The organism is Hyalangium sp. (assembly GCF_035629615.1).
In the GTDB taxonomy this organism is placed as follows: Bacteria; Myxococcota; Myxococcia; order Myxococcales; family Myxococcaceae; genus Hyalangium.
In genome coordinates this window covers 1-18,263 of the sequence record NZ_DASPHO010000347.1, presented here as the reverse complement: position 1 = coordinate 18,263, position 18,263 = coordinate 1, and the positions used below count along the sequence as shown (strand labels likewise).

Genomic DNA, 18,263 nt, shown 5'->3' with positions numbered 1-18,263 from the left:
AGCATGGCGCTCTCACGGCCCGCGCCCCGCGACTTGCGTGGCGCGGCGGCGCGGGAGGAGACTTCCCCCCCATGAACTCACCGTGGCCCTCCCTCCTCTCAGGGCCCCTCCGCACGCAGAGCTTGGAAGCGGTCGAGGCCGTCATCCAGGACGTCGCCGGCCTCATTCCCGGCCGGTGGCCCGCGAGCCTCATGGAGGGACACCTCGGCCTGGCGCTCTTCTTCGACATGGCCTCGCGGCTGACGGGGGGGCGGTACGACGAGCAGGTAGCGCACTGCCTGGAGCAGGCCACGGAGCGCCTCGCGCGCGGCGAGCCTCCCGCTGGGCTCCACGTGGGGCTGGGCGGCCTGGGGTGGACCGTCCTGCATCTGGCCGAGCGGCACTCCCTGGACATCGAGGAGCTCTGCGCGCAGGTGGACGAGGAGCTCGAGGCACGGCTCCAGAAGACTCCCACCCCGTATGGGTGCGATCTCCGAGAGGGCCTGGCGGGCATCGGGCTGTATGCGCTCAAGCGGTTGCCCCACCCCTCCGGCCAGCGGCTGCTGGAGCGAGTCGTGGAGCTGCTGGAGGGCACCGCAGAGGTCTCGGGCACGGACCTTACCTGGCCTCTGCCCCGCTCCTACTGGGCGCTCCACGGCCCCGGGGCCTCCTTCCCCAACGGCCTCTACACCGTCGGGGTCGCCCACGGCATCCCACCGGCGCTGGCCGTGCTCGCCGCTGCCCACCGGCTCGGCATCGCCCGGGCGAAGGCAGAGCTGCTCCTGGACAGAGGCTTCGCATGGCTGGGGCGGCTGGCCTCGCCGACGGGGCACCCGGCCTTTCCCCACTTCCTCCATGGCGCCGAGCGCGTCACGGATGAGCGCTTCTCGTGGTGCGTGGGCAACCCCGGCATCACGGCCGTGCTGTGGTGGGCCGCCCACCTCTGGGGGCACCCGGTGTGGACGGCGCGCGCGCTCGACTGGGCCCGCCACGTGGCCCGCGAGGCGCTGGAGCGCCCGCTGCCCGCCGTCACCAACCTGTGCTGCGGCTCCGCGGGCACCGCCCACCTCTTCCTCCGGCTCTTCCAGGCCACGCGGGAGCCCCTCTTCGAGGAGGCGGCGGTGCGGTGGCTGCGCCACACCCTGAGCCTGCGCCAGCCCGGCTCGGGCATCGGCGGCTTCGACTTCAAGCAGTCCGCGCAGCCCGTGCCGGTGCTCCAGTACGGCGCCTCGGGCACCGCGCTGACCCTGCTCGCCGCTGCCTCGGACCTGGCTCCCGACTGGGACGAGGCCTTCCTCTTCTCCCTGCACTCGCCACTCCGCTCCACCACCCCCACCGCCTGAGCCACGCTCTTCATGCAACTGGGAATCCTCGACTTCTGCTGCATCCGGAAGGGCCACTCTCCGACCGAGCGCGTCTTCGAAACCCTTCAGATGGTCCAGGAGGCCGAGACCCTGGGCTACTCCCGCTACTGGCTGTCGGAGCACCACGAGCTGAGCTACGCGCACCACAGCCCGGAGCTGCTGATGGGCATGATGGCCGGCAGCACCGAGCGCATCCGCGTGGGCGTGGCCGGGGTCCTGCTGCTGCTCCACAGCCCCCTGCGTGTGGCGAAGACCTTCCGGCTGCTGGAGGCGCTCTTCGGCGGGAGGGTGGACCTGGGGGTGGGCAGCGGCTCCTCGCTGCCGGAGGTGCTCGCGGCCATGCGGTCCGGGGCGCCGCTCATCGGCAACAACAACGAGGACTACCTCCAGCGGGTGGAGCAGCTGCTCGCGCTGATGCGCAACGAGAGCTCCCTGTCCTTCAACCCCATGGACGCGGGGATGACACCGCTCTGGCTGCTGGGCTCCGGCTCGCCGGTGACGGCCTCGCTGGCCGCGCGCCACGGCACCAGCTACGGCCTGTCGCTCAGCCATGCCAAGAGCCGCGATGATCCCTCCCTCATCGCCCGCTACCGGGAAGAGTTCCGCCCGAGCAGCCACCAGTCCGCTCCGCGCTGCATCGTCTCCGTGGCGGCCCTCTGCGCGGAGACGGACGAGGAGGCCCGGAGGCAGGCGGAGAACTCGCCCGAGAACCCCCGGTCCGGCTTCGAGGTGGTGGGCTCGCCCCAGCACTGCCGGGAGCGGCTCCTGGCGCTCGCCGAGCGGTACCAGATCGACGAGCTCATCCTCCTCAACATGGGCCCGGACCAGGCCACCCAGCTCCGCAGCCTCCAGCTCCTCGCGGAGGCCCTGGCCCTGCCGGCCACGGCGTCCGCGGCCTGAGGGCCGGTCTCGCGACACTCCCCGTTTTCAGAGCTTCGCCACTTTTTTAAGTTCTCCACACTTCGCGTGTTGACTTAAAAGCCACGCTGGTTTCAACTATTAGCAAGTGCTCGGCAGCTCACTCAGCGAGCACCCTCTCAACTGGCAGTCACCCCCAAAGGAGCCATCATGGACACCAAGAAGCAGCCGAAGCTGAAGCTCTCCCTGAAGAAGGAGACCCTCCGCCCGCTCGTGGACCAGGAACTTGACATGCTGGACTCCGTGGTCGGTGGCACGTGTTTCACCAGCGGCTGCTGCTTCATCACCGGCCGTGAGTTGGAGCAGCAGGCCGAGTAGTCAGCCTGCGTAGCACCCCGCGGAGTCGCTTTCTCTCAAGAGAGCGGCTTCGCGAGCCCGCGCTGCTTCTCGCGCCGGGCGGGTTTGCCCCAGGGCTGGAGGCCTCTCGGCTTCGCCCTCCGCTCCCTCCGAATCTCTCCACCTTGTTCCTGACCGCGCCCGTCACGCGTGAGCGCGGAGGAACTCGAGCAGGGGCGGGGTGAGGATTTCCGGGTGGGTGAGGTTGGCGGCGTGGGCGGCGCCGGGAATGGGCACGAAGCCGGTACTGCCGGGCAGCATCAGGTGGAGCAGCTCCCCTTGGCTCGGAGCGACGCTGAGGTCCTCCAGGCCGTGGAAGGTGATGGAGGGGCAGTGGATGTCCTTGAGGTGCTTGCTGATGTCATCGCGCTCCACGAGGCAGCGGCTGGAGGCGAGGAAGTGGGCACCGGTGAGCATGCGCCAGCGCCCAAACCAGTGCTTGAAGCGCTGGGGCTCTCCGAACAGGGAGCTGGCGAGGATGTGGAGGAGCGGCTCGATGGGCCCCTCGGAGGACCAGATCTTCGCCATGTCCATGTAGATGTCCCGCTGCTGCGCGTCCTCCCGGGTGGCCCGGGTTCCCATGAGCACCAGGGCCTTGACGCGCTCGGGGTAGAGCAGCGCGGCGCGCAGGGCGCAGTGGCCCCCCAGGCTCAGGCCGCCCACCACGGCCTGCTCGATGCCGAGGTAGTCCATCAGAGCGATGCAGTCCTCCGCCGAGTCCCAGAGCGAGAAGGGCTTCCCATCCCACTGCGTGCGGCCGAGCGCTCGGGCATCCCAGCGGATGACGCGGAACTCGGGAGACAGCACGAGCACCTGGGGATCGAACATGCGGCTGTCCAGGAGGAACTCATGGCCCAGGATGAGAGGGCGTCCGGGACCGCCGGAGTCTTCGTAGTGGATGATCTGACCGCGCAGCTCGACGAGGGGCATGACTTGTGGAACGACGATGCCCGGGATCCTCGTGGGAGGGGATACCACCAAAGGAGTACGGTCTCGTGAGCCCTGGGTGCCGCTGACGGCGCAAGAGCGCCTGTCGCGCGGAGCCTCACGCGCAGGAGCGGATCAGGCCGCCGGTGGAGGGCGCGAGGCTGCTGCCCCCGCGTCCCTCGGAAAGCCAGCGCCTACACCTTGCTGCGGCTGCGCCCGGAGCTGCTGCGGTTGGAGCTGCTGCGCGAACCCCCACGACTGCTGCTCGAGCTGCTCTTGCCGCGAGCCGTCTTGCCGCGAGCCGTCTTGCCTGCGGTGCCGCGGCGGGGCGCCGTCTTCGTCTCACCGACCTTGCTCCGCTGCTTGTTGACGGTGCGAGCGGCGATCTCCTTGGCCCGACGAGGGCTCTTCCCGCGAGCCTTCGCGGAGTCCTTGATGTGCTCATACTGGCGCGTGCGCTTCGAGCTCTTCACACCACGAGGTGGCATGCACTCTCCTTCACTGTGGGACCATTCCCGCGTGGCACGGTGATCCTCCGAGCCTCGCTTGTCAGCCGCTCCTCATGTCGAGTCGTGGAACCCGATCAACCCAGGACACATGGGCTGTCCTGGAGATGACAGGAGCCAGCTGAAGCGTCCGTCATTGCATGCCCGTGGGAGGTCAGCTACGGCGCAAGCCCTTGCCAGCCCATTTCGGGGGGGCCTAGCGAAGGAGCTGAGGTGCGAGGCACAGTGCTCAAGATCGTCCAGGCGGGGGACCCGGTGCTGCGGCAGCGGGCTCGGGAGCTGACGCCCGAGGAGGTCTCCAGCCCCGAGGTGAAGTCGCTCATCGAGCTCATGCGCGACACCATGCGGGACACACCGGGCGTGGGGCTGGCGGCGCCGCAGGTGGGCGTGGGGCTGCGCCTGGTGGTGGTGGAGGACCGGGCCGCGTACCAGGCGGCGCTCTCGGCGGAGGAGCTGGCCGCGCGCGAGCGCGAGCCGGTGGACTTCCACGTCCTCATCAACCCGCGGCTGGTGGTGGAGGATCCAACGCTCGTGGAGTTCCACGAGGGGTGCCTGAGCGTGAGCGGCTACGCGGCGCTGGTCCCACGGGCGCGCGGCGTGCGCGTGGAGGCGCTGGACGAGAAGGGAGCGCCCGTCAGCATCTCGGCCCGGGGCTGGTACGCGCGCATCCTCCAGCACGAGGTGGATCACCTGGACGGCGCGCTCTATGTGGACCGGATGGAGACGCGCAGCTTCTCCACGGCCGAGAACCACCGCCGTCACCAGGCGGGGAGGACGACGGCGCAGCTCCGCGTGGAGCTCGGCCTGCCAGAGCGTTCGAAGTAGGGCTATGGCTTGGCCCTACGGGGGTAACCTATGTCCCATGCGCCCTCTGGACGTCTGCACGACCCTTCTCGTCACCACCGGTAACCGCGCGCTGCGAGAGCCCACGCGGATCCGCTGGGAGGACATCGAGGAGTTCATGAGCATCGCCCTCCGTCCGGAGAGCCGCTTGTACTCGCGGGTGACGATGCGGGACGAACAGGGTGGGCGGCGCTCCTTCCAGGAGTGGCTCGCGTCCCAGGCCTCACCGCAGGCGCGCCTGTGGTTCGCGCCAGGCCCGTGGGAGACGGACACGGCAGGCGCCTCAGAGGAGCTGCCCACCCACATCCGCGAGGGGTTCGCGGGAGGGGGAGGAATGGGGCTGCTCCTCTTCACGGATGGGAGGCGCAGCGAGCGGTTCATGCCGCGCGAGGTGCAGCCTCGCCTCTATGAGATCACCGGCAGGCAGCTCTACGAGTTCTATCGGGGCCGCAAGCGGGCGGAGGCCTGGGAAGAAGCGCTGAAGCGCGAGCTCGGGCCGGAGCTGGGGGGCCGCAGCGTCCGGGCCTTCCTCGAGTCACGCAGCGTCGACGACATGCAGGAGATCATGCAGCGCTTCATGTCGCTGGTCGTCGAGGTGGAGCCCGTGGGGAACGGCCACGAGGTGGACACCGACGAGACGGTGAAGTGGAACACCTTCGTCGCCGCCGCGCCCGGGTCCAACAGCCTCTCCTTCGAGTACCTCCCCGTGGGATCCGGCGATGCGGCCGCGACCGAGCAGGGCCTGAGCGCCTGCCGCTCCTCGCTCGCGAGCGCACTGGAGGCCGTGCGAGCGTTCGCGGAGCGCCAGGGCCTCAAGTACTGGAGCAAGCACTTCCGCCGCTGCCTGCTCCGGCTGTCGCTCGAGCCCCAGCCTCTCGAGGATCTCCTCGAGCTGCTGCTGATCAACGGGCTGCCGGTACCGGCCGTCCAGCTCGTGAACGCCGCCATGGCCGCGGACGTGTTCGGCGGGATGGGCTCGTGGAATGACCTGGCCTTCGACGGCCCAGACGCGAAGCAGTACGAGCACCTCTCGAACCAGCTCCTCCAGGCCATGAAGGCGGCCTTCCGCGCCGGCATCAACAGCTCGGCCACCTGACCCCCGGCGACACTGCCCCAGGGTATGAGGTGTGAACCCCTGAACACACTTTCTGTCAGGAGTGTGTCCTTTTGTCCGCCAATAGGGGCCCAATTGGTTCCCAATTGGGGCGATTTGAGTTATAAAAAGCGTGGGGAGGAGCTGCACATGGGCTGGATCCGCGACCGCATGGAGGGACTGGAGCCACCTGTGCACAGCCTGATCGAGCTGGCGCAGCGCGTCCGCAAGGCCAGGTCCTGGCCGCGCTCTGAGCGGATCAAGGAGTCCTCGCTGGCCACCTACCTGGGGAAGTTCGACGCGGGCGAGGCCTTGGAGTGGCTCGAGCAGCGTCCCGGGGCCCTTCATGCGCTCGCCGAGATCCTGGAGATGACCCAGGAGGAGGCCGAGGAGCAGATCGCGCAGCTCCAGCCCCCCCGTCACGCGGGGGGCTCCCGCGTCCAGTTCCGGGATGTCCCGGCCCGTGCGCTGGATCTGAGGCGGGAGCCGCTGCCCCCGGGGATCCCCGCGCAGGTGAGGGATCCGGCCACGTGGCCGCTCTGGTGGCATGCGCCGAGCGGCTCGGGGCGGACCCTGACGGGGCAGTGGCTCGAGGCCCGAGCTCAGGCGGTGTTCCTCCAGGCCGAGACGTGGGCCGAGGCCGAGCGCCAGCTCCCCGAGCAGGGCGCTGTCTTCATCGAGCTCGGCTCCGCGGAGGGGGCTCCCTTCCACGCGACATGGCCGTCCGGACTGAAGATCTGTGTGGCCACCGAGGCACCGCCTCCCCGGCCTCCGGAGCTGGAGGCCGAGCGCGGCCCGCGGGAGCTGCGTGAGCACCCCAAGGCCCAGTCCCCTCGGAGGCTCGCGTCCTCGCCCTGGCTCGGCGTGAGCAGCCCGGATGTGCGCTCGTGGCTGCACGAGCTGGTGGCGTGGGTGGAGGAGCGCGTCACGGTCGACGGGTTCGATCGGGAGGCGTGCCAGCGGTGGCTGTTGGAGACACCGGACGTCCTCGCCCGGATTGACACCCTCAGCACGGCGCTGGGCTTCATCGGGCTCTTCGCCACCTTCAGCAGGAGGGGGGACGCCGCGGGGCTGGCCAAGGCGCGACGCTCGGCCGATCTGGCCCGGCTCTTTCTGCGCATGCGCCTGCAGCAGATTGAGGGCGTCGAGCTGCCGCAGGAGCTCCTGTGGGAGCGGCTCCAGCACCTGGGCCGGCGTCTGCTCGTGGAGAGCGAGACGCCGTGGTTCGAGGCCCGCTCTCTGGACACGTGGCATGCCCTGGTGCACATGCGGCCGGACCATGCCGATCTGGAGTGGCTGAAGGAGCTGGAGCGCCAGGGGATGAAGGTGGACCGGGGGGCCTTGGAGAAGCTCGAGGGCCGTCTCCCGGCGGACGCGTTCCGGATCGTGCGGGCCCTGAAGGATCTCGGCTTGCTGCGCGAGAGGCAGCCCCAGCAGCTGGCCTTCCAGCCTCCCTGGGTGCTGGCGTCGCTGATCGAGCAGTCCCTCCTGGAGACGCTGGAGCAAGGGCCCCACACGTGGGGCGGTGTCCTGCTGCGCCAGGAGCATGCGGCGGCGGTGTTCGAGGCCCTGCTCGAGCGCTGCCGGGGGGGAGACTTCGCGCTCGTGCGAGGTGTCCTGCAAGGGCCCGACACGCGGTCCCCCGCCTGGGTTGCCGCGCTCGAGGCCTCCTTTAGAGTGCTCGGCCTGGTGGCCCTCGAAGGCAAGTCCGTGCCGGACGAGCTCCGCCTGGGCGTGCTCCGGCTCCAGCGGGCGCTGGTCGTTCCGGATGCCGGGGGGCTGCCTCGGCCACGCATTGCTTATGAGCTGGCCTCCGCGGGGGAGTCCGTCCTGGTCGATCACCGGGTCTGGTACGCCGCCCTCCTGGCACTGTCCGAGACGCTGACTGCCGGAGCAGACCTCGCGCTCGACTCCTGGTGTGCGAGGCCCTCCGCCGATGCCCGGAGGTGGCTGCTGTACATGGCCTCCTATCGGTCGCCGCAGGAGCGGCGCATGCCCGAGCAGTGGCTCATGCCGCTCCTGTTGCTGGGCGGCCGTCTGCTGGACAAGCTGGGCCCGCTCCCCCCGCCCTCCACGGCGGCTCCGCTGCTGCTCCAGCCTGAGCGCCTGCTCCGCTTCCTCCAGCAACAGGCGCTCTCCTTGAGCCAGCTGAATCAGGCCGTGTCCTGGCATGCGCTGGGCACGCTGCTGCCGGAGTATGCGCGGCGGCGCGGGGTGGACTGGGAGCAGTGTGCTCGGAAGGTCTGGGCGGCCTGGCTCTCCTCGAGCGCCGGGGATCTTCCGCCGTTCCTCCACCCCGAGGAGGCCCACGCCAGGATCTTCTGGCAGTTCCTGCCCCCCGAGGCAGTCGAGGTGCTCGCCGGCAAGCGCCACCGCCAGCTCCTCGGGGAGAAGGACGCCTGCAGGTTCTTCCAGCCGGAGCACTGGCAGGCGTTCATCCGGGTGTGGATCGACAAGGCAGAGTCCTGGGGCGTCGCTCCCCTGCACGCGCTCTGGCAGCGGATTCCGCCGGAGTATGTCCGGCAGGCCATCCGTGCCGGGCGACCGGACAGCCATGATCACGCTACCCGCAAGGAGCTCTGGCAGCGCCTGCCCGAGGTGTTCTGCGAGGAGATCGACGGGCTGTTCCGCCAGGGGCAGTGGGACAAGGGGCTGACCCAGGTCTGGGGCGCACCCCCCTCGTACATTCCGCGGCTGCTGGCCAGCGCGAAGGCCGCGCTCGAGCACCGCGGCGCGCCTCCGCCCTCCTCGGTCATCCAGTGGCTCCACCAGATGATCGCCCAGCGGGTGCCGGACTGGAGCAAGGCCTGGACGCTGCTCGAGTACCTGATGCCTCCGGCTCCGGTGTGACTCAGAGGACGATGGGAGGCTCGATGAGTGCGGGGGGCGTGGCCCGCTTGTCCCTGGGGTCCGCCACCCACTCGGGCTCGCGGGCAGTCTCTCCGCGCTTCCAGGCACGAGGCACGCGCCGCAGGCCGATGGGGAAGATGCGCAGGTGCCCCTCCTTGTCGATGTGCAGCCGGATGAAGTTCTTCCAGTCCGGGATCGCCAGGGAGGAGAACGCCTCGTTGGGGTGGGCGCCGAAGACGTTGAGCGAGAGGAGCAGGTAGAGGCCCATGATCGTCGGTCCGGCCAGGAAGCCGCCGACGAAGATGAGGGCAGCGCTGAGCATATCCCTCCCCAGGCTCCGGAAGGGCAGGTCCACGAGTGAGCCCATGAGGTGAGAGACGCCCCAGGCGATCAGGAACGCCGCGGTCAGGTGCAGCAGTCCGTGCAGCAGCCCGACGAGCCAGCGCCAGCGGCCGAAGCGCCGGTCCGCGAAGCCCATCAGCCCCAGGATGACCAGCGTGGAGATGAGCACGATCCCCGGATTGGAGAGGGCCGTGCGCACCACGAGTCCCAGGGCCTGCGGCACGTTCGCCCCGCCGAGGTTCACCGAGAGCGCCCAGGCCAGCAGCATGTAGAGCAGGCCGGTGAGGACTCCGAAGCGGGGGTTGCTCACCACGAGCCCAAGGTTGCGCCAGCACAGCCGCTGGGACTCCTGGGGGCTGGGGAAGATCTTGCGCGGGGTGAAGCCGTCGGCGAGCTCGGCCTCCTTGCGGGGCAGGTGCGTGGGGTGCAGGAAGGCGCCGCCGCCGCCCGCGATGATCTTCTGCCGCCCCTCTGGGTTGGCGTGGCGCCGGTAGTGGTGGAGGTCTCCCGCGAGGAAGACGCTGACCTTCTTTCCGAACACCTGCTCCTCGAGGAAGTCGAGGTTGTTCTCCAGGTAGGACCGGCCCTCCTTTGGGCGGACCTGGGAGACGAGCCACGCGGGCTCCGCCAGGCACAGGATGATGCGATCCTCCTCGCCCATCTGCTTCGCGAGCTCCTGGAAGTAGCTGACCTGGGGCTGGTCGACGTCCGACTCGAGCTGCATGTCCGTGCCGATCAGCCACCACCCATGCGGGAGCTTCGCGGCGAAGTAGCTGCGCCGCTGGCACGTCTCGAATCCGGAGAGGGTGCGGCCCTGGCAGAACAGGCGCATGAAGGACACGAGCCCGTCGTACCAGTCATGGTTCCCCGGGACGGCGAAGAGGTGGGGTGGTGGCCGCTGCCCGCGCAGCGCACAGGTCCAGGGATGGAGGGTCCGCTCCTCGTACGCCAGGAGGCTGGCGTCCGGGTACACCTCGTCGCCGCCGAACACGAGCACCGCGCCGCCCCGTGTCTCATGGGTGGCGCCTGTCTCGTCCCGGAGCGTGAGGGAGGGCCGTGCGACCGTCTCCGCCACCGCGTAGGTGGAGTTCCAGCCGTCCCCCAGGTCCGACACGTAGTCGAGCCAGAGCTCCTGCCGGGGCCGGCCCGCAGCATCCACGGAGACGTCGCAGGGCTTCACGTCGGGGGCCGCCAGCGCGTCGAGCAGCCGGCGATCGGCCTGCTTGCCGATGGTGGCGGAGATGGCGGACCGAATGCCCGTCTTCACCAGGGTGAGCGGGTCGAGCCAGGCCACCATCTTCCGGGCGGGCGGGCGCTTGGGGGGCTTAGCGGGAGCGGGCGCTGGAGCGGCGATCACGTCGGTGGTTGAGGCCATGACGCCTCCTTCATGGGGGGAGAGGGCCGAGGCGTGATGCGGTGGGCTCGAGCGATGAGGTGATCGGCGAAGCGGTCCGCCAGGGCGGCGATGGTGAGGCTGGGATTGGGGCCGGTAGGGCCCGGCATCGCTGCACCATCCGCGACATAGAGGCCGGGGTGGTTGAAGACCTCACCCTCCGCGCTCACCACGCCCTCCTGGACGGTGCGGCCCATGGGGCAGCCGCCGAGCGGGTGCACGGTGATGACGCGGCTGAGGTAGCTGAGCGGGTTGTGGAGCAGCTTGCCTTCGAGCGCGTCGGCGATCTCCGCCATGGTCTGGCGGACGCGCCGGAAGTAGCTGGACGAGCGGCGAATGCTCCAGTCGAGCTCCAGCATCCCATCGCGGTTCAGCGTCATCCTCCCATCCGGGATGTCCCTGCCCATGGCGAGCAGCGGCAGCGAGCTGGCCGAGCCCACGCAGTCCCCGAGGACGTCGGCGATCTCCGCGCTCACGTCGCTGTCCCGGGTGAGGCCGAGCCACCCCTTCACGAGCCGGTGGCCCAGCCGCGCGAAGCGGCGCAGGAGGGCGAGCTGGTTGCTGCTCTCGTAGAGCCAGTTGACGAACTCCGGGTAGCCCGCGTCCTCCACGTAGTAGCCGCGTCCGGTGCCTCCCTCGGCGGCGTCCCGGATGTGGAGGGCGCTGGTGATGACCGGGCCACGGCCGCCGTCGAGGATGCGCGGCTCGCGCTTGCCCTTGCTGCCTTGCGTGGACTTGAAGAGGAACCCCAGCATGTCTCCATTGCCGCAGAACCGCGTCCCGAGCTGGCCGCTGAGCCCTGGGAGCGCGTGCTGGTTCTTGAGCAGCAGGTAGGTCGTCCCGAACGTCCCCGCCGCCAGGACGAGCTTGTCCGCGGAGATGATGGTGCGCGGCAGCATCGAGGTGGGCACCTCGGGCCGCTCGCCCTCACGGGCCTCCGAGTGGTCCACGTACTCGACGACGTACTCGCCGTCCTCGGGCCAGAAGGCCCTCACCTCGCACCGCACGCGCAGCTCCGCCCCGAGCCGCTTGGCGGCCGAGAGGTACGTGTAGTCGAGCGTGTTCTTGCTGCCGTAGTTGCAGCCAATGTCGCACTCGCCACACAGCCGGCACGTGAGGCGGGTCCGCCCGTGCAGGTTCGGGTAGCGCTCGGGGATGGGCTCACCGGGCACCGGGGCCTGGCCCGGGTTGGCGAAGGTGACCGCCAGCGGGGGGAGCTGCCAGTCGTCCTGGAGCCCCATCCGCTCCGCGGCGACCTTCATCGCGATCGTCTTCGAGGTGTGACGATAGGGCTCGTGCTCGAAGGGGTAGCGCTGGGGCTTCAGCATCCTCTCCACGGCGTCGTAGTGCGGCTCCAGGTCCTCGCGGGTGACGGGCCAGTCCTCGTACCCGCCGTCCTGGAGGTTCTCGCGGACGAAGGTCTTCTCGTCCTTGCGCAGCAGGACGTTGGCGTAGATGAGCGAGCCGCCGCCCAGTCCGCTCGCCACCACGCCGCCCAGGCTCTTGAAGGACCACAGGTTGAAGAGCCCGTGGAGCCCCTGGCTCGGGTCCCAGAAGTTGCGGCGCATGCCATAGGGGCTGCGCGGGAAGGAGCCGGGGGGATAGGCCTTGCCGCGCTCCAGGACGCAGACGCGCAGGCCCGCCTCGGCCAGCCGCCAGGCCATCACCGAGCCGCCAAAGCCCGAGCCGACGATGATGGCGTCGAAGTGTTCACGTCGCGGGTTCATGGTGGCTCCTGGCTCATGGGGGAGAGATGGCCTCACGCTCGACGGCCTCGGGCTCGCGGGCCATGGGCGCGTAGACGTCCCAGAGGGTCCCGAGGAAGAACCGGCCGAAGCGCATCACCGCCTGGGCGCCGTCGGTCCCCGAGCGAGAAGAGCGCATGCTGGAGACGAGCTTGAGCAGATCTCCGAGCCCCAGCTTCAGGACGCCCGCGCCCACCACTGGGCCGCGCTCGTCCGGGCCTTCGTGGAGCCGGCAGTAGAGCCGGGTGGTGTCGTGCCAGAGGTCCGGGCCCTTGTCGTCGCGGATCGTCTTGGTTCCGGACAGGTAGTACTCGCGGCCCTGGTGCTCGAAGGCCATGCCATAGGTCATCAGCCGGGTGTTCGGGGCGTCGCCAGCCTTGAAGAGGTTGAAGCTCCCGCGCTTCACGGGGAGGTTGTCCCCGAAGGGCGGATAGGAGACGTGGGCCACGAGCCGGGCCGCGTGCTGAGGGTCTCGGATGAACGCCTCCATGTCGTCCACGCTGATGGTGGCGTGGAAGGTGAAGGTCGAGTGGCGGCCCTTGCCTGCGCCGGCCGTGGGATCGGTCTCGTTGAGGGCCAGTGGGCCGGACATGGTCTCGCGGAAGGTGAGGTCGGGAGCGGGTGCGTTCATCTGCGTGATCTCCGGTGTGAGCGGCAGGCCCTGGTCACTGCGTGTGTCGAGGTAGCGCCGGGCGTCCGCGTACCCCAGGTCGATGAGGGAGCCGGCGGTGATGTGGCCGGCGTAGAAGTCCGGATCGAGCGGCAGGGGCCGCTCGGGCCTGACGAGGTGGACCACGATGGGCTGGCGGTGGCCGTGCACCACCTCTCCGGCCCGGATGCGGTCGTTGAGCTCCTGGATGCGCTCGAGCTGTTCGAAGAGGGCGCCGTTGGCGCTGAGCTCGATCATGTGGACGTACTGGTGGAACACCCCGCGCTGGTAGGTGGGCGTGTTGCCGATGCACCACAGCACCCAGAGCTCCTGGGCCCCGCGCCGCACCGCTTCGAGCAGGTTGGCGTCCTGGATCCAGACGGAGTCCAGGTAGAGCGCCGTCCTTGCGAACGGGCGGCATGAAGATGGGCAACGAGATGCCCGCGACGAGCAGATCCAGGTCCACGCGGGTGTGGGGGATGGCCTCGTTCGTCTTGCGGGTGAAGTCACAGACGTTGAAGGTGCCCTGCATCGCCGTGTGGGCGCGGATGGCGTCCACGTTGATGCCGAGGTGGGGGAAGACGTGCTCGCGGATGCCATCCGCGTCACCCATGGCCTCCATGTCCCAGGCCTTCAGGTACTTCTCGGGCGAGACGAAGGAGACGAAGTCCTTCACGCGCAGGGTTCGCCAGCGGTCACACATCTCCGCGGGTGACTGGCCCGACAGCAGCATCGCCAGGTTGATGATTCCGCCCGAGGTGCCGTCGCCGTGTGTGAAGCGAAGCCCCGCGTCCTGGAGCGCCCTCACGACTCCTGCCTGCCAGGCCACGCGCATGCCACCGCCCGCCAGGATGAGGGCCCGCTTCCGCCCGTCCTCCGTCGGTGAGGAGGCGAGAGGTGAGGTGACGGGGCGCGGCTCGGTGGGGGGAGGGGCCTTGGGCGCGGACTTGAGCGGAGGGGACAGCGCCACGCGCTCGGAGCGGCGCAGCAGGCCGAGGTAGCCTAGGATCAGCAGCCCGGAGAGGAGATCAAACCCAGCGACCCCCAGCGCGAGCGGAGAGAAGATCCCCCGGGCCACACCCAGGCTCACCGCCACGCACGCGCCGAGCTTCTGAAGCCCGGCCCACACGAAGGCGGCAGGGTTCTCCTTCGGGCGGACCAGCGCGTGGAGCAGCAGCCCTCCGAAGAGGACCATGAACATGCCGACGATGCCGAAGAAGTGGCGGCTCGTCGGAGTGGACTCGGCGCGGAGGAACTCGAGCTCGAAGCCGGGAGCGATGAGCTGCACGGCGCCGCTCACCACCGTGGCGACAGAGATGGCGACGAGGCTCCAGCGCAGCCAGGGCTCTCCGCGGCCCCTCATGACCGGGCCTCCACCCACCGGCGGGCACTCGGCTCCTGGGGAGCGGGCTTCGCGACCTCGGCGCGAGCGGGCTTCTCTGCCCGCAGCACCTTGTGGGCGAAGTAGCCCATCATCGCCAGCCACTGGACGGTCCACAGCCCTACGCGGATGCGGTTGGTGTTCATCCACGCGGCGAGCACTTCACGCAGGCGCTCGGGGTCGCGGATCCCCGCGGCCATCTCCGCGTTGTAGCGGAAGATGAAGAACCGGGTGAGCAGCGTGGCGGCCACCACGCCGAGCAAGACGATGGCGGGGTACCAGCGCAACGGGCTCTTGCGCTCGGCGAGGAACAGCACGACGGCGGAAGCGAGCATCACCCCCGTCATCCAGGTGAAGAACCGGGTGGCGGCCGTCACCTGGGGGACGAACTGGAGGTAGTAGGTGTCCACCGTCAGCTGAGGGGCGATGGGGAACGAGAACAGCACGAGCGACCAGCCAGTCCCCAGGTACATGGAGGTACAGAGGAACAGCAGGCACGCATTGAGCGTGTGAAGGACCGAGCGCCTCATGAGTGCGCTCCCAGGCCGGCGCCGTCCGAGACGCTGTCGGGCCGGCGGGGCTCGGCGCCCTGAGGGCCCTCCTCCTCGGACGCTTGCTCCAAAGAGCCCGCCGTCGCAGCCACGGGGGGAAGCGTGGGCTGCCTGCTACCAGCGGCCGGGGGAGCCAGCCACTCCTGGCTCAGCCCGAGATCCGCCACACTCTCCAGGCCCTCGGGCTGACCGGCGGGGAGCTGGGGGTAGCTGAGGAACCAGCACTCGAAGTGGTCATCCAGCTCGCCGCTCGAGGAAGGCAGGAAGCCCACGAAGAACGGCTTGGAGGCAATGCCGAGCTTCTTGAGGGGCTCCACGCGCGGGTGATCGCCGAGGGTGAGCCGGGCCGAGGCCTTCCGTCCCAGCCGGAACGCGAACTTCCCGCGGAAGTAGATGAAGGACTTCATCAGCATCCCGCGGAACTGGCAGTAGTTGGCGCCGCTGGCTCGCAGGGGGAGCCAGGCCTTCCCGGGCCGATCGATCTCGATGCGCACTCCCAGCTTCCCGTCCTTGTCGTACTGGCTGCTGACGGTCTGATCGCTGATGCGGAAGTCCAGGTTCGCCTGATGCTTGGGCATTCCCCAGATGCCCTTGCCGCCCTTCACGGAGATCTCCGTGCTCACCGGCAGGTCCACCACGTACTGGCCCAGCCCGTAGTGCTTCTGGAAGAGCAGGGGGAGTACCGGGGGCGCGGGCCTCGGGCCATGGGTGCACGCGATGGCGACGCTGAACTCGATGTACGGGCCGATGTCCGTGTCCCGGTAGTCAATCACCGTGACGAGCAGCACGCCCTTGTTGCCCCAGAGCCGCAGCGGGTGCACCTCGTTGCCGGGCAGCAGCGCGGCGGCCTCGTGCGCGTCGATCGTGAACGCCGCCATCAGGGCGGGGGAAGAACGGGAGTTGATGGGCAGCTCGTAGGGGATGCCATCCACCCTCGAGAAGCGTCCCGTCTGCTGCTTGATTCGCTTGGGTATCATCCACATGGCAGCGCTCCTTCAGACTGGCTTGTTCAGCTCGGCGAGGATGAGGGGGAAGACGTCCCGGGCCGCGTCCTGGCCCATGAAGACATCGAGGTGGCCGTAGTCCGGGATCACGTGCAGGGCGTGGTAGCCGGGCCGGTGGTGGTCGAGCCGCTCAAACGTTCGCCGCTGGCTCTCGGGCAGGAAGCACCGGTTCAGCTCCCCAGCCAGGAAGACGAAGCGGGCCTCCGTCTCCGGCGGGCGCTCGGCCACATCCTCGGGCAGCTCCCGGTAGCCCTCCACCGGCACCAGGTGTCCCGCGCGGATGCACTCAGCCATCTGCTCAAAGAAGGTGAGCGGTACCTTGGCGAACTCATGCTTCAGCCACTCGTGCGTCTCGGGGTTGAGGTTCTCGTGCCGCCACAGCGTGGGGAACCCCGTGCCGTAGGTGAAGCTCGCCAGTCGGCACACCGTGTTGTCGCACTCGTGGTGGGTGGCCTTCACCAGCAGGGTGATGGCCTTGGCCGTGAAGCCCTCCGCGTGCAGGCCCCACTGGGGATCCAGGTAGGGCGTCATCCGCGCCACGAGCGGCACGGCGTAGAAGGCCTTCAGCCGGGCCGAGCGCGGCACCACCGGGTGCAGCGAGACGGCGTTGCTGAGGATCACCTTCACCTGGGGGACGAGCCCCGCCATGGCCGACAGCATGAAGCTCGTCGAGCCCTGGCAGTGGACGATGGCCTTCACCTCGTCCCGGCCGGTCTGCTGGACGATTGTCTGGATGGCCTTTGGGTGATCGTGGACGGCGGCCTGATCGAGCGTCCACTCGCTCGGCTCCACGTCGATGCTCGCGCGCCAGTTCTCCAGCGACACGTCGTAGCCATCCGCTACCAGCGCGTCGACGATGGTCCTCGCCACCGGCGCGCGGAAGATGCTGGCCCGCACGCCGGCGCCGTGGACGAGCACCACCGGGCCCTTGGTTGGCTCCTGCTCCCCGCGGATGTGGACGAGGTTGAGCGAGCGGCCGTCACCTGCCAGGAACGGGACGACACTCTCCATGTAGCGAGAAGGGGAGGAAGGGTCAGTCTGCATGACGGGGCCACGCTCCTTGGCGAGGGCACACGGCTCCCGTGCGATCCCCACCTCTGTCCCCCACGGACACACGTCAGCGGAGGACTCGCACTCGGGTGGAGTCCCCCTCTAGAGGATGTGACTGCGCGTGATTCTTGGACGGTGGAGCCTGGCTCTCTGCTTGGAGCCAGCACGGACAGAGGTCCGCCCCCACGCTGCAGACGGCCTGCTCAGCCTGGGATGCGGGAGAGGGCCGCGTCGAACAGCACCGTCTCCAGCCGCTCCTGGTCGTACTCGGACATGCCCTGGAACGCGAACGAGAGCCGGTAGTTGCCGATCTGCTTCCGGGAGGCGACGACCTTGGCCCGGCCGATGATGGGGTCCGCTCCGTCCGGCATCTTCAGCGTGTAGCCCACCATCTCGTTGTCGCCGGGAGGCTTGCCGAGCACCAGTGAGAAGCCTCCCTTGGAGACGTCCAACGTCATCGCTCGCACGATGCCCAGGCTGAGGCTGAGCTCGATCTGCATCGCCTGCGCGACACGGAACGTCTGGCGCGCCATCTCGCCGGGCTTGAGGGTCATCCCCTGAGCGGCCGTCAACGCGCGTGCGAACTGCTCACGCGCCTGGAGATAGAGCTGCTTCTCCTCTTCGTTGAGATGCTTCTGCCGGGCCCGCTTGTGGAGTGCCCGGAACTCCTGGAGCCATCCATTGATGCTCATGGACGGAATGGTACGCCTCACCTCAAGTGAAGTGCACTTCCTGGGTGCGCCATTTCGGTCCAGATCCGCTCTGGCGCCCCATTTCGGTGCGCTCGGCGCCCGTCAGATCCCGCAGAAGCGCGAATTTCCTGGAGTCGGACTCAGGCATCCGGAGTGCAAGGAGCCTGGTGTCCCCTGCTGGAGGCTCCATGCGCGTTCCCCACTCCCTGATCGTTCCCGACTCCAAGCCTCCTCTGCTCCTGATGGGCCTGGGCGCCACGCTGTTGGCGGGCGTCATCATCCGCGCGCTGCGGCGCAGGCAGGCTCGAACCGCTCCCGCCCGGGACTCCGTCGTCAACAGCACGGGAAAGACGGTGAGGCAGTCATCCTCGACTCGTGCGAAGCCTCGGACCCAGGCCTTGCTCGTGTCCTCCCTGGCGGCCACCCCTCGCGTGAAGACCGCCCGCGTGCCGGTGGGTGAGCGCTCATGACGCACCCGTTCGAGCCCCAGCACCTCGAGGCGCCCCTCTCGATTGCTTCCAGCGACGTGTGGCTCGGGGAGTCGACTCCGGAAGACTTCCTCCGTGAGGTGGTCGATACCCTGGTGGGCTTCATGCGGGACGAGCGCGAGGCGTGGGCGCTGAAAACAGGGGAGGCGCCT

The 18,263-nt window shown here is 69.2% G+C and carries 16 protein-coding genes and 1 pseudogene; 7 read left to right on the top strand and 10 right to left on the bottom strand.

The genetic code is table 11. From position 1 onward, the window contains the following. Positions 1-71: 71 nt before the first annotated feature. The 3 genes from VD972_RS17665 (at position 72) to VD972_RS17655 (ending at position 2,579) form a co-directional block, all read left to right on the top strand. Complete coding sequence (locus VD972_RS17665) at positions 72-1,322, top strand: lanthionine synthetase LanC family protein (RefSeq protein ID WP_324988528.1); 1,251 nt, start codon at positions 72-74, stop codon at positions 1,320-1,322. A gap of 12 nt (positions 1,323-1,334) precedes the next feature. Beyond that, positions 1,335-2,243: an MsnO8 family LLM class oxidoreductase gene (locus tag VD972_RS17660; protein ID WP_324988527.1), complete on the top strand. Its 909-nt coding sequence runs from the start codon at positions 1,335-1,337 to the stop codon at positions 2,241-2,243. A gap of 168 nt (positions 2,244-2,411) precedes the next feature. Further along, positions 2,412-2,579 carry a hypothetical protein gene (locus VD972_RS17655; protein WP_324988525.1) on the top strand — a complete coding sequence of 56 codons (168 nt, stop codon included), beginning with the start codon at positions 2,412-2,414 and terminating at the stop codon, positions 2,577-2,579. A gap of 162 nt (positions 2,580-2,741) precedes the next feature. Here VD972_RS17655 and VD972_RS17650 read toward each other — a convergent pair whose 3' ends face one another. Then, positions 2,742-3,527 (bottom strand): alpha/beta hydrolase, encoded by a 786-nt coding sequence (locus VD972_RS17650; RefSeq protein ID WP_324988524.1) that lies wholly within the window; start codon positions 3,525-3,527, stop codon positions 2,742-2,744. Positions 3,528-3,718: 191 nt separating this feature from the next. Continuing rightward, positions 3,719-4,012: a hypothetical protein gene (locus VD972_RS17645; RefSeq protein ID WP_324988522.1), complete on the bottom strand. Its 294-nt coding sequence runs from the start codon at positions 4,010-4,012 to the stop codon at positions 3,719-3,721. A 231-nt stretch (positions 4,013-4,243) separates the two neighbouring features. Here VD972_RS17645 and def point away from each other — a divergent pair, with 231 nt between their 5' ends. The 3 genes from def (at position 4,244) to VD972_RS17630 (ending at position 8,816) form a co-directional block, all read left to right on the top strand. Beyond that, positions 4,244-4,855 (top strand): peptide deformylase, encoded by a 612-nt coding sequence (gene def / locus VD972_RS17640; protein WP_324988520.1) that lies wholly within the window; start codon positions 4,244-4,246, stop codon positions 4,853-4,855. A gap of 37 nt (positions 4,856-4,892) precedes the next feature. Beyond that, positions 4,893-5,969 carry a hypothetical protein gene (locus VD972_RS17635; protein WP_324988519.1) on the top strand — a complete coding sequence of 359 codons (1,077 nt, stop codon included), beginning with the start codon at positions 4,893-4,895 and terminating at the stop codon, positions 5,967-5,969. Between the two features lie 147 nt (positions 5,970-6,116). After that, entirely contained in the window at positions 6,117-8,816 is a 2,700-nt protein-coding gene (locus VD972_RS17630; RefSeq protein ID WP_324988517.1) for a hypothetical protein, read from the top strand. A gap of 1 nt (position 8,817) precedes the next feature. On the opposite strand, the gene VD972_RS17625 is transcribed toward VD972_RS17630, so the two are convergent. From VD972_RS17625 to VD972_RS17590, 8 genes and pseudogenes are all read right to left on the bottom strand, one after another. Further along, positions 8,818-10,533, bottom strand: coding sequence for a hypothetical protein (locus tag VD972_RS17625; protein WP_324988515.1), 1,716 nt, complete (start codon positions 10,531-10,533; stop codon positions 8,818-8,820). Next, positions 10,512-12,278 (bottom strand): GMC family oxidoreductase, encoded by a 1,767-nt coding sequence (locus tag VD972_RS17620; protein WP_324988513.1) that lies wholly within the window; start codon positions 12,276-12,278, stop codon positions 10,512-10,514. The genes VD972_RS17625 and VD972_RS17620 overlap by 22 nt, the downstream gene beginning before the upstream one ends. Before the next feature lie 13 nt (positions 12,279-12,291). Next, complete coding sequence (locus tag VD972_RS17615) at positions 12,292-13,266, bottom strand: hypothetical protein (RefSeq protein WP_324988529.1); 975 nt, start codon at positions 13,264-13,266, stop codon at positions 12,292-12,294. 136 nt (positions 13,267-13,402) lie between these two features. Further along, positions 13,403-13,780 (bottom strand): annotated as a pseudogene (locus VD972_RS17610) (patatin-like phospholipase family protein); the annotation flags it as partial. Between the two features lie 524 nt (positions 13,781-14,304). Further along, a complete protein-coding gene (locus VD972_RS17605; RefSeq protein ID WP_324988511.1) occupies positions 14,305-14,856 on the bottom strand; it encodes a hypothetical protein in 552 nt (183 codons plus the stop codon). Next, positions 14,853-15,854 (bottom strand): acetoacetate decarboxylase family protein, encoded by a 1,002-nt coding sequence (locus VD972_RS17600; protein WP_324988509.1) that lies wholly within the window; start codon positions 15,852-15,854, stop codon positions 14,853-14,855. Before VD972_RS17600 ends, VD972_RS17605 begins: the two co-directional genes overlap by 4 nt. An 18-nt stretch (positions 15,855-15,872) precedes the next feature. Then, on the bottom strand, positions 15,873-16,925 hold the full coding sequence (locus tag VD972_RS17595) for an esterase (protein WP_324988507.1): 1,053 nt from the start codon (positions 16,923-16,925) through the stop codon (positions 15,873-15,875). A 209-nt stretch (positions 16,926-17,134) separates the two neighbouring features. Further along, positions 17,135-17,623 carry a PilZ domain-containing protein gene (locus tag VD972_RS17590; protein ID WP_324988505.1) on the bottom strand — a complete coding sequence of 163 codons (489 nt, stop codon included), beginning with the start codon at positions 17,621-17,623 and terminating at the stop codon, positions 17,135-17,137. 188 nt (positions 17,624-17,811) lie between these two features. Between VD972_RS17590 and VD972_RS17585 the strand changes: the two genes are divergently transcribed. Next, positions 17,812-18,093 carry a hypothetical protein gene (locus tag VD972_RS17585; RefSeq protein WP_324988503.1) on the top strand — a complete coding sequence of 94 codons (282 nt, stop codon included), beginning with the start codon at positions 17,812-17,814 and terminating at the stop codon, positions 18,091-18,093. Positions 18,094-18,263 lie beyond the last annotated feature (170 nt).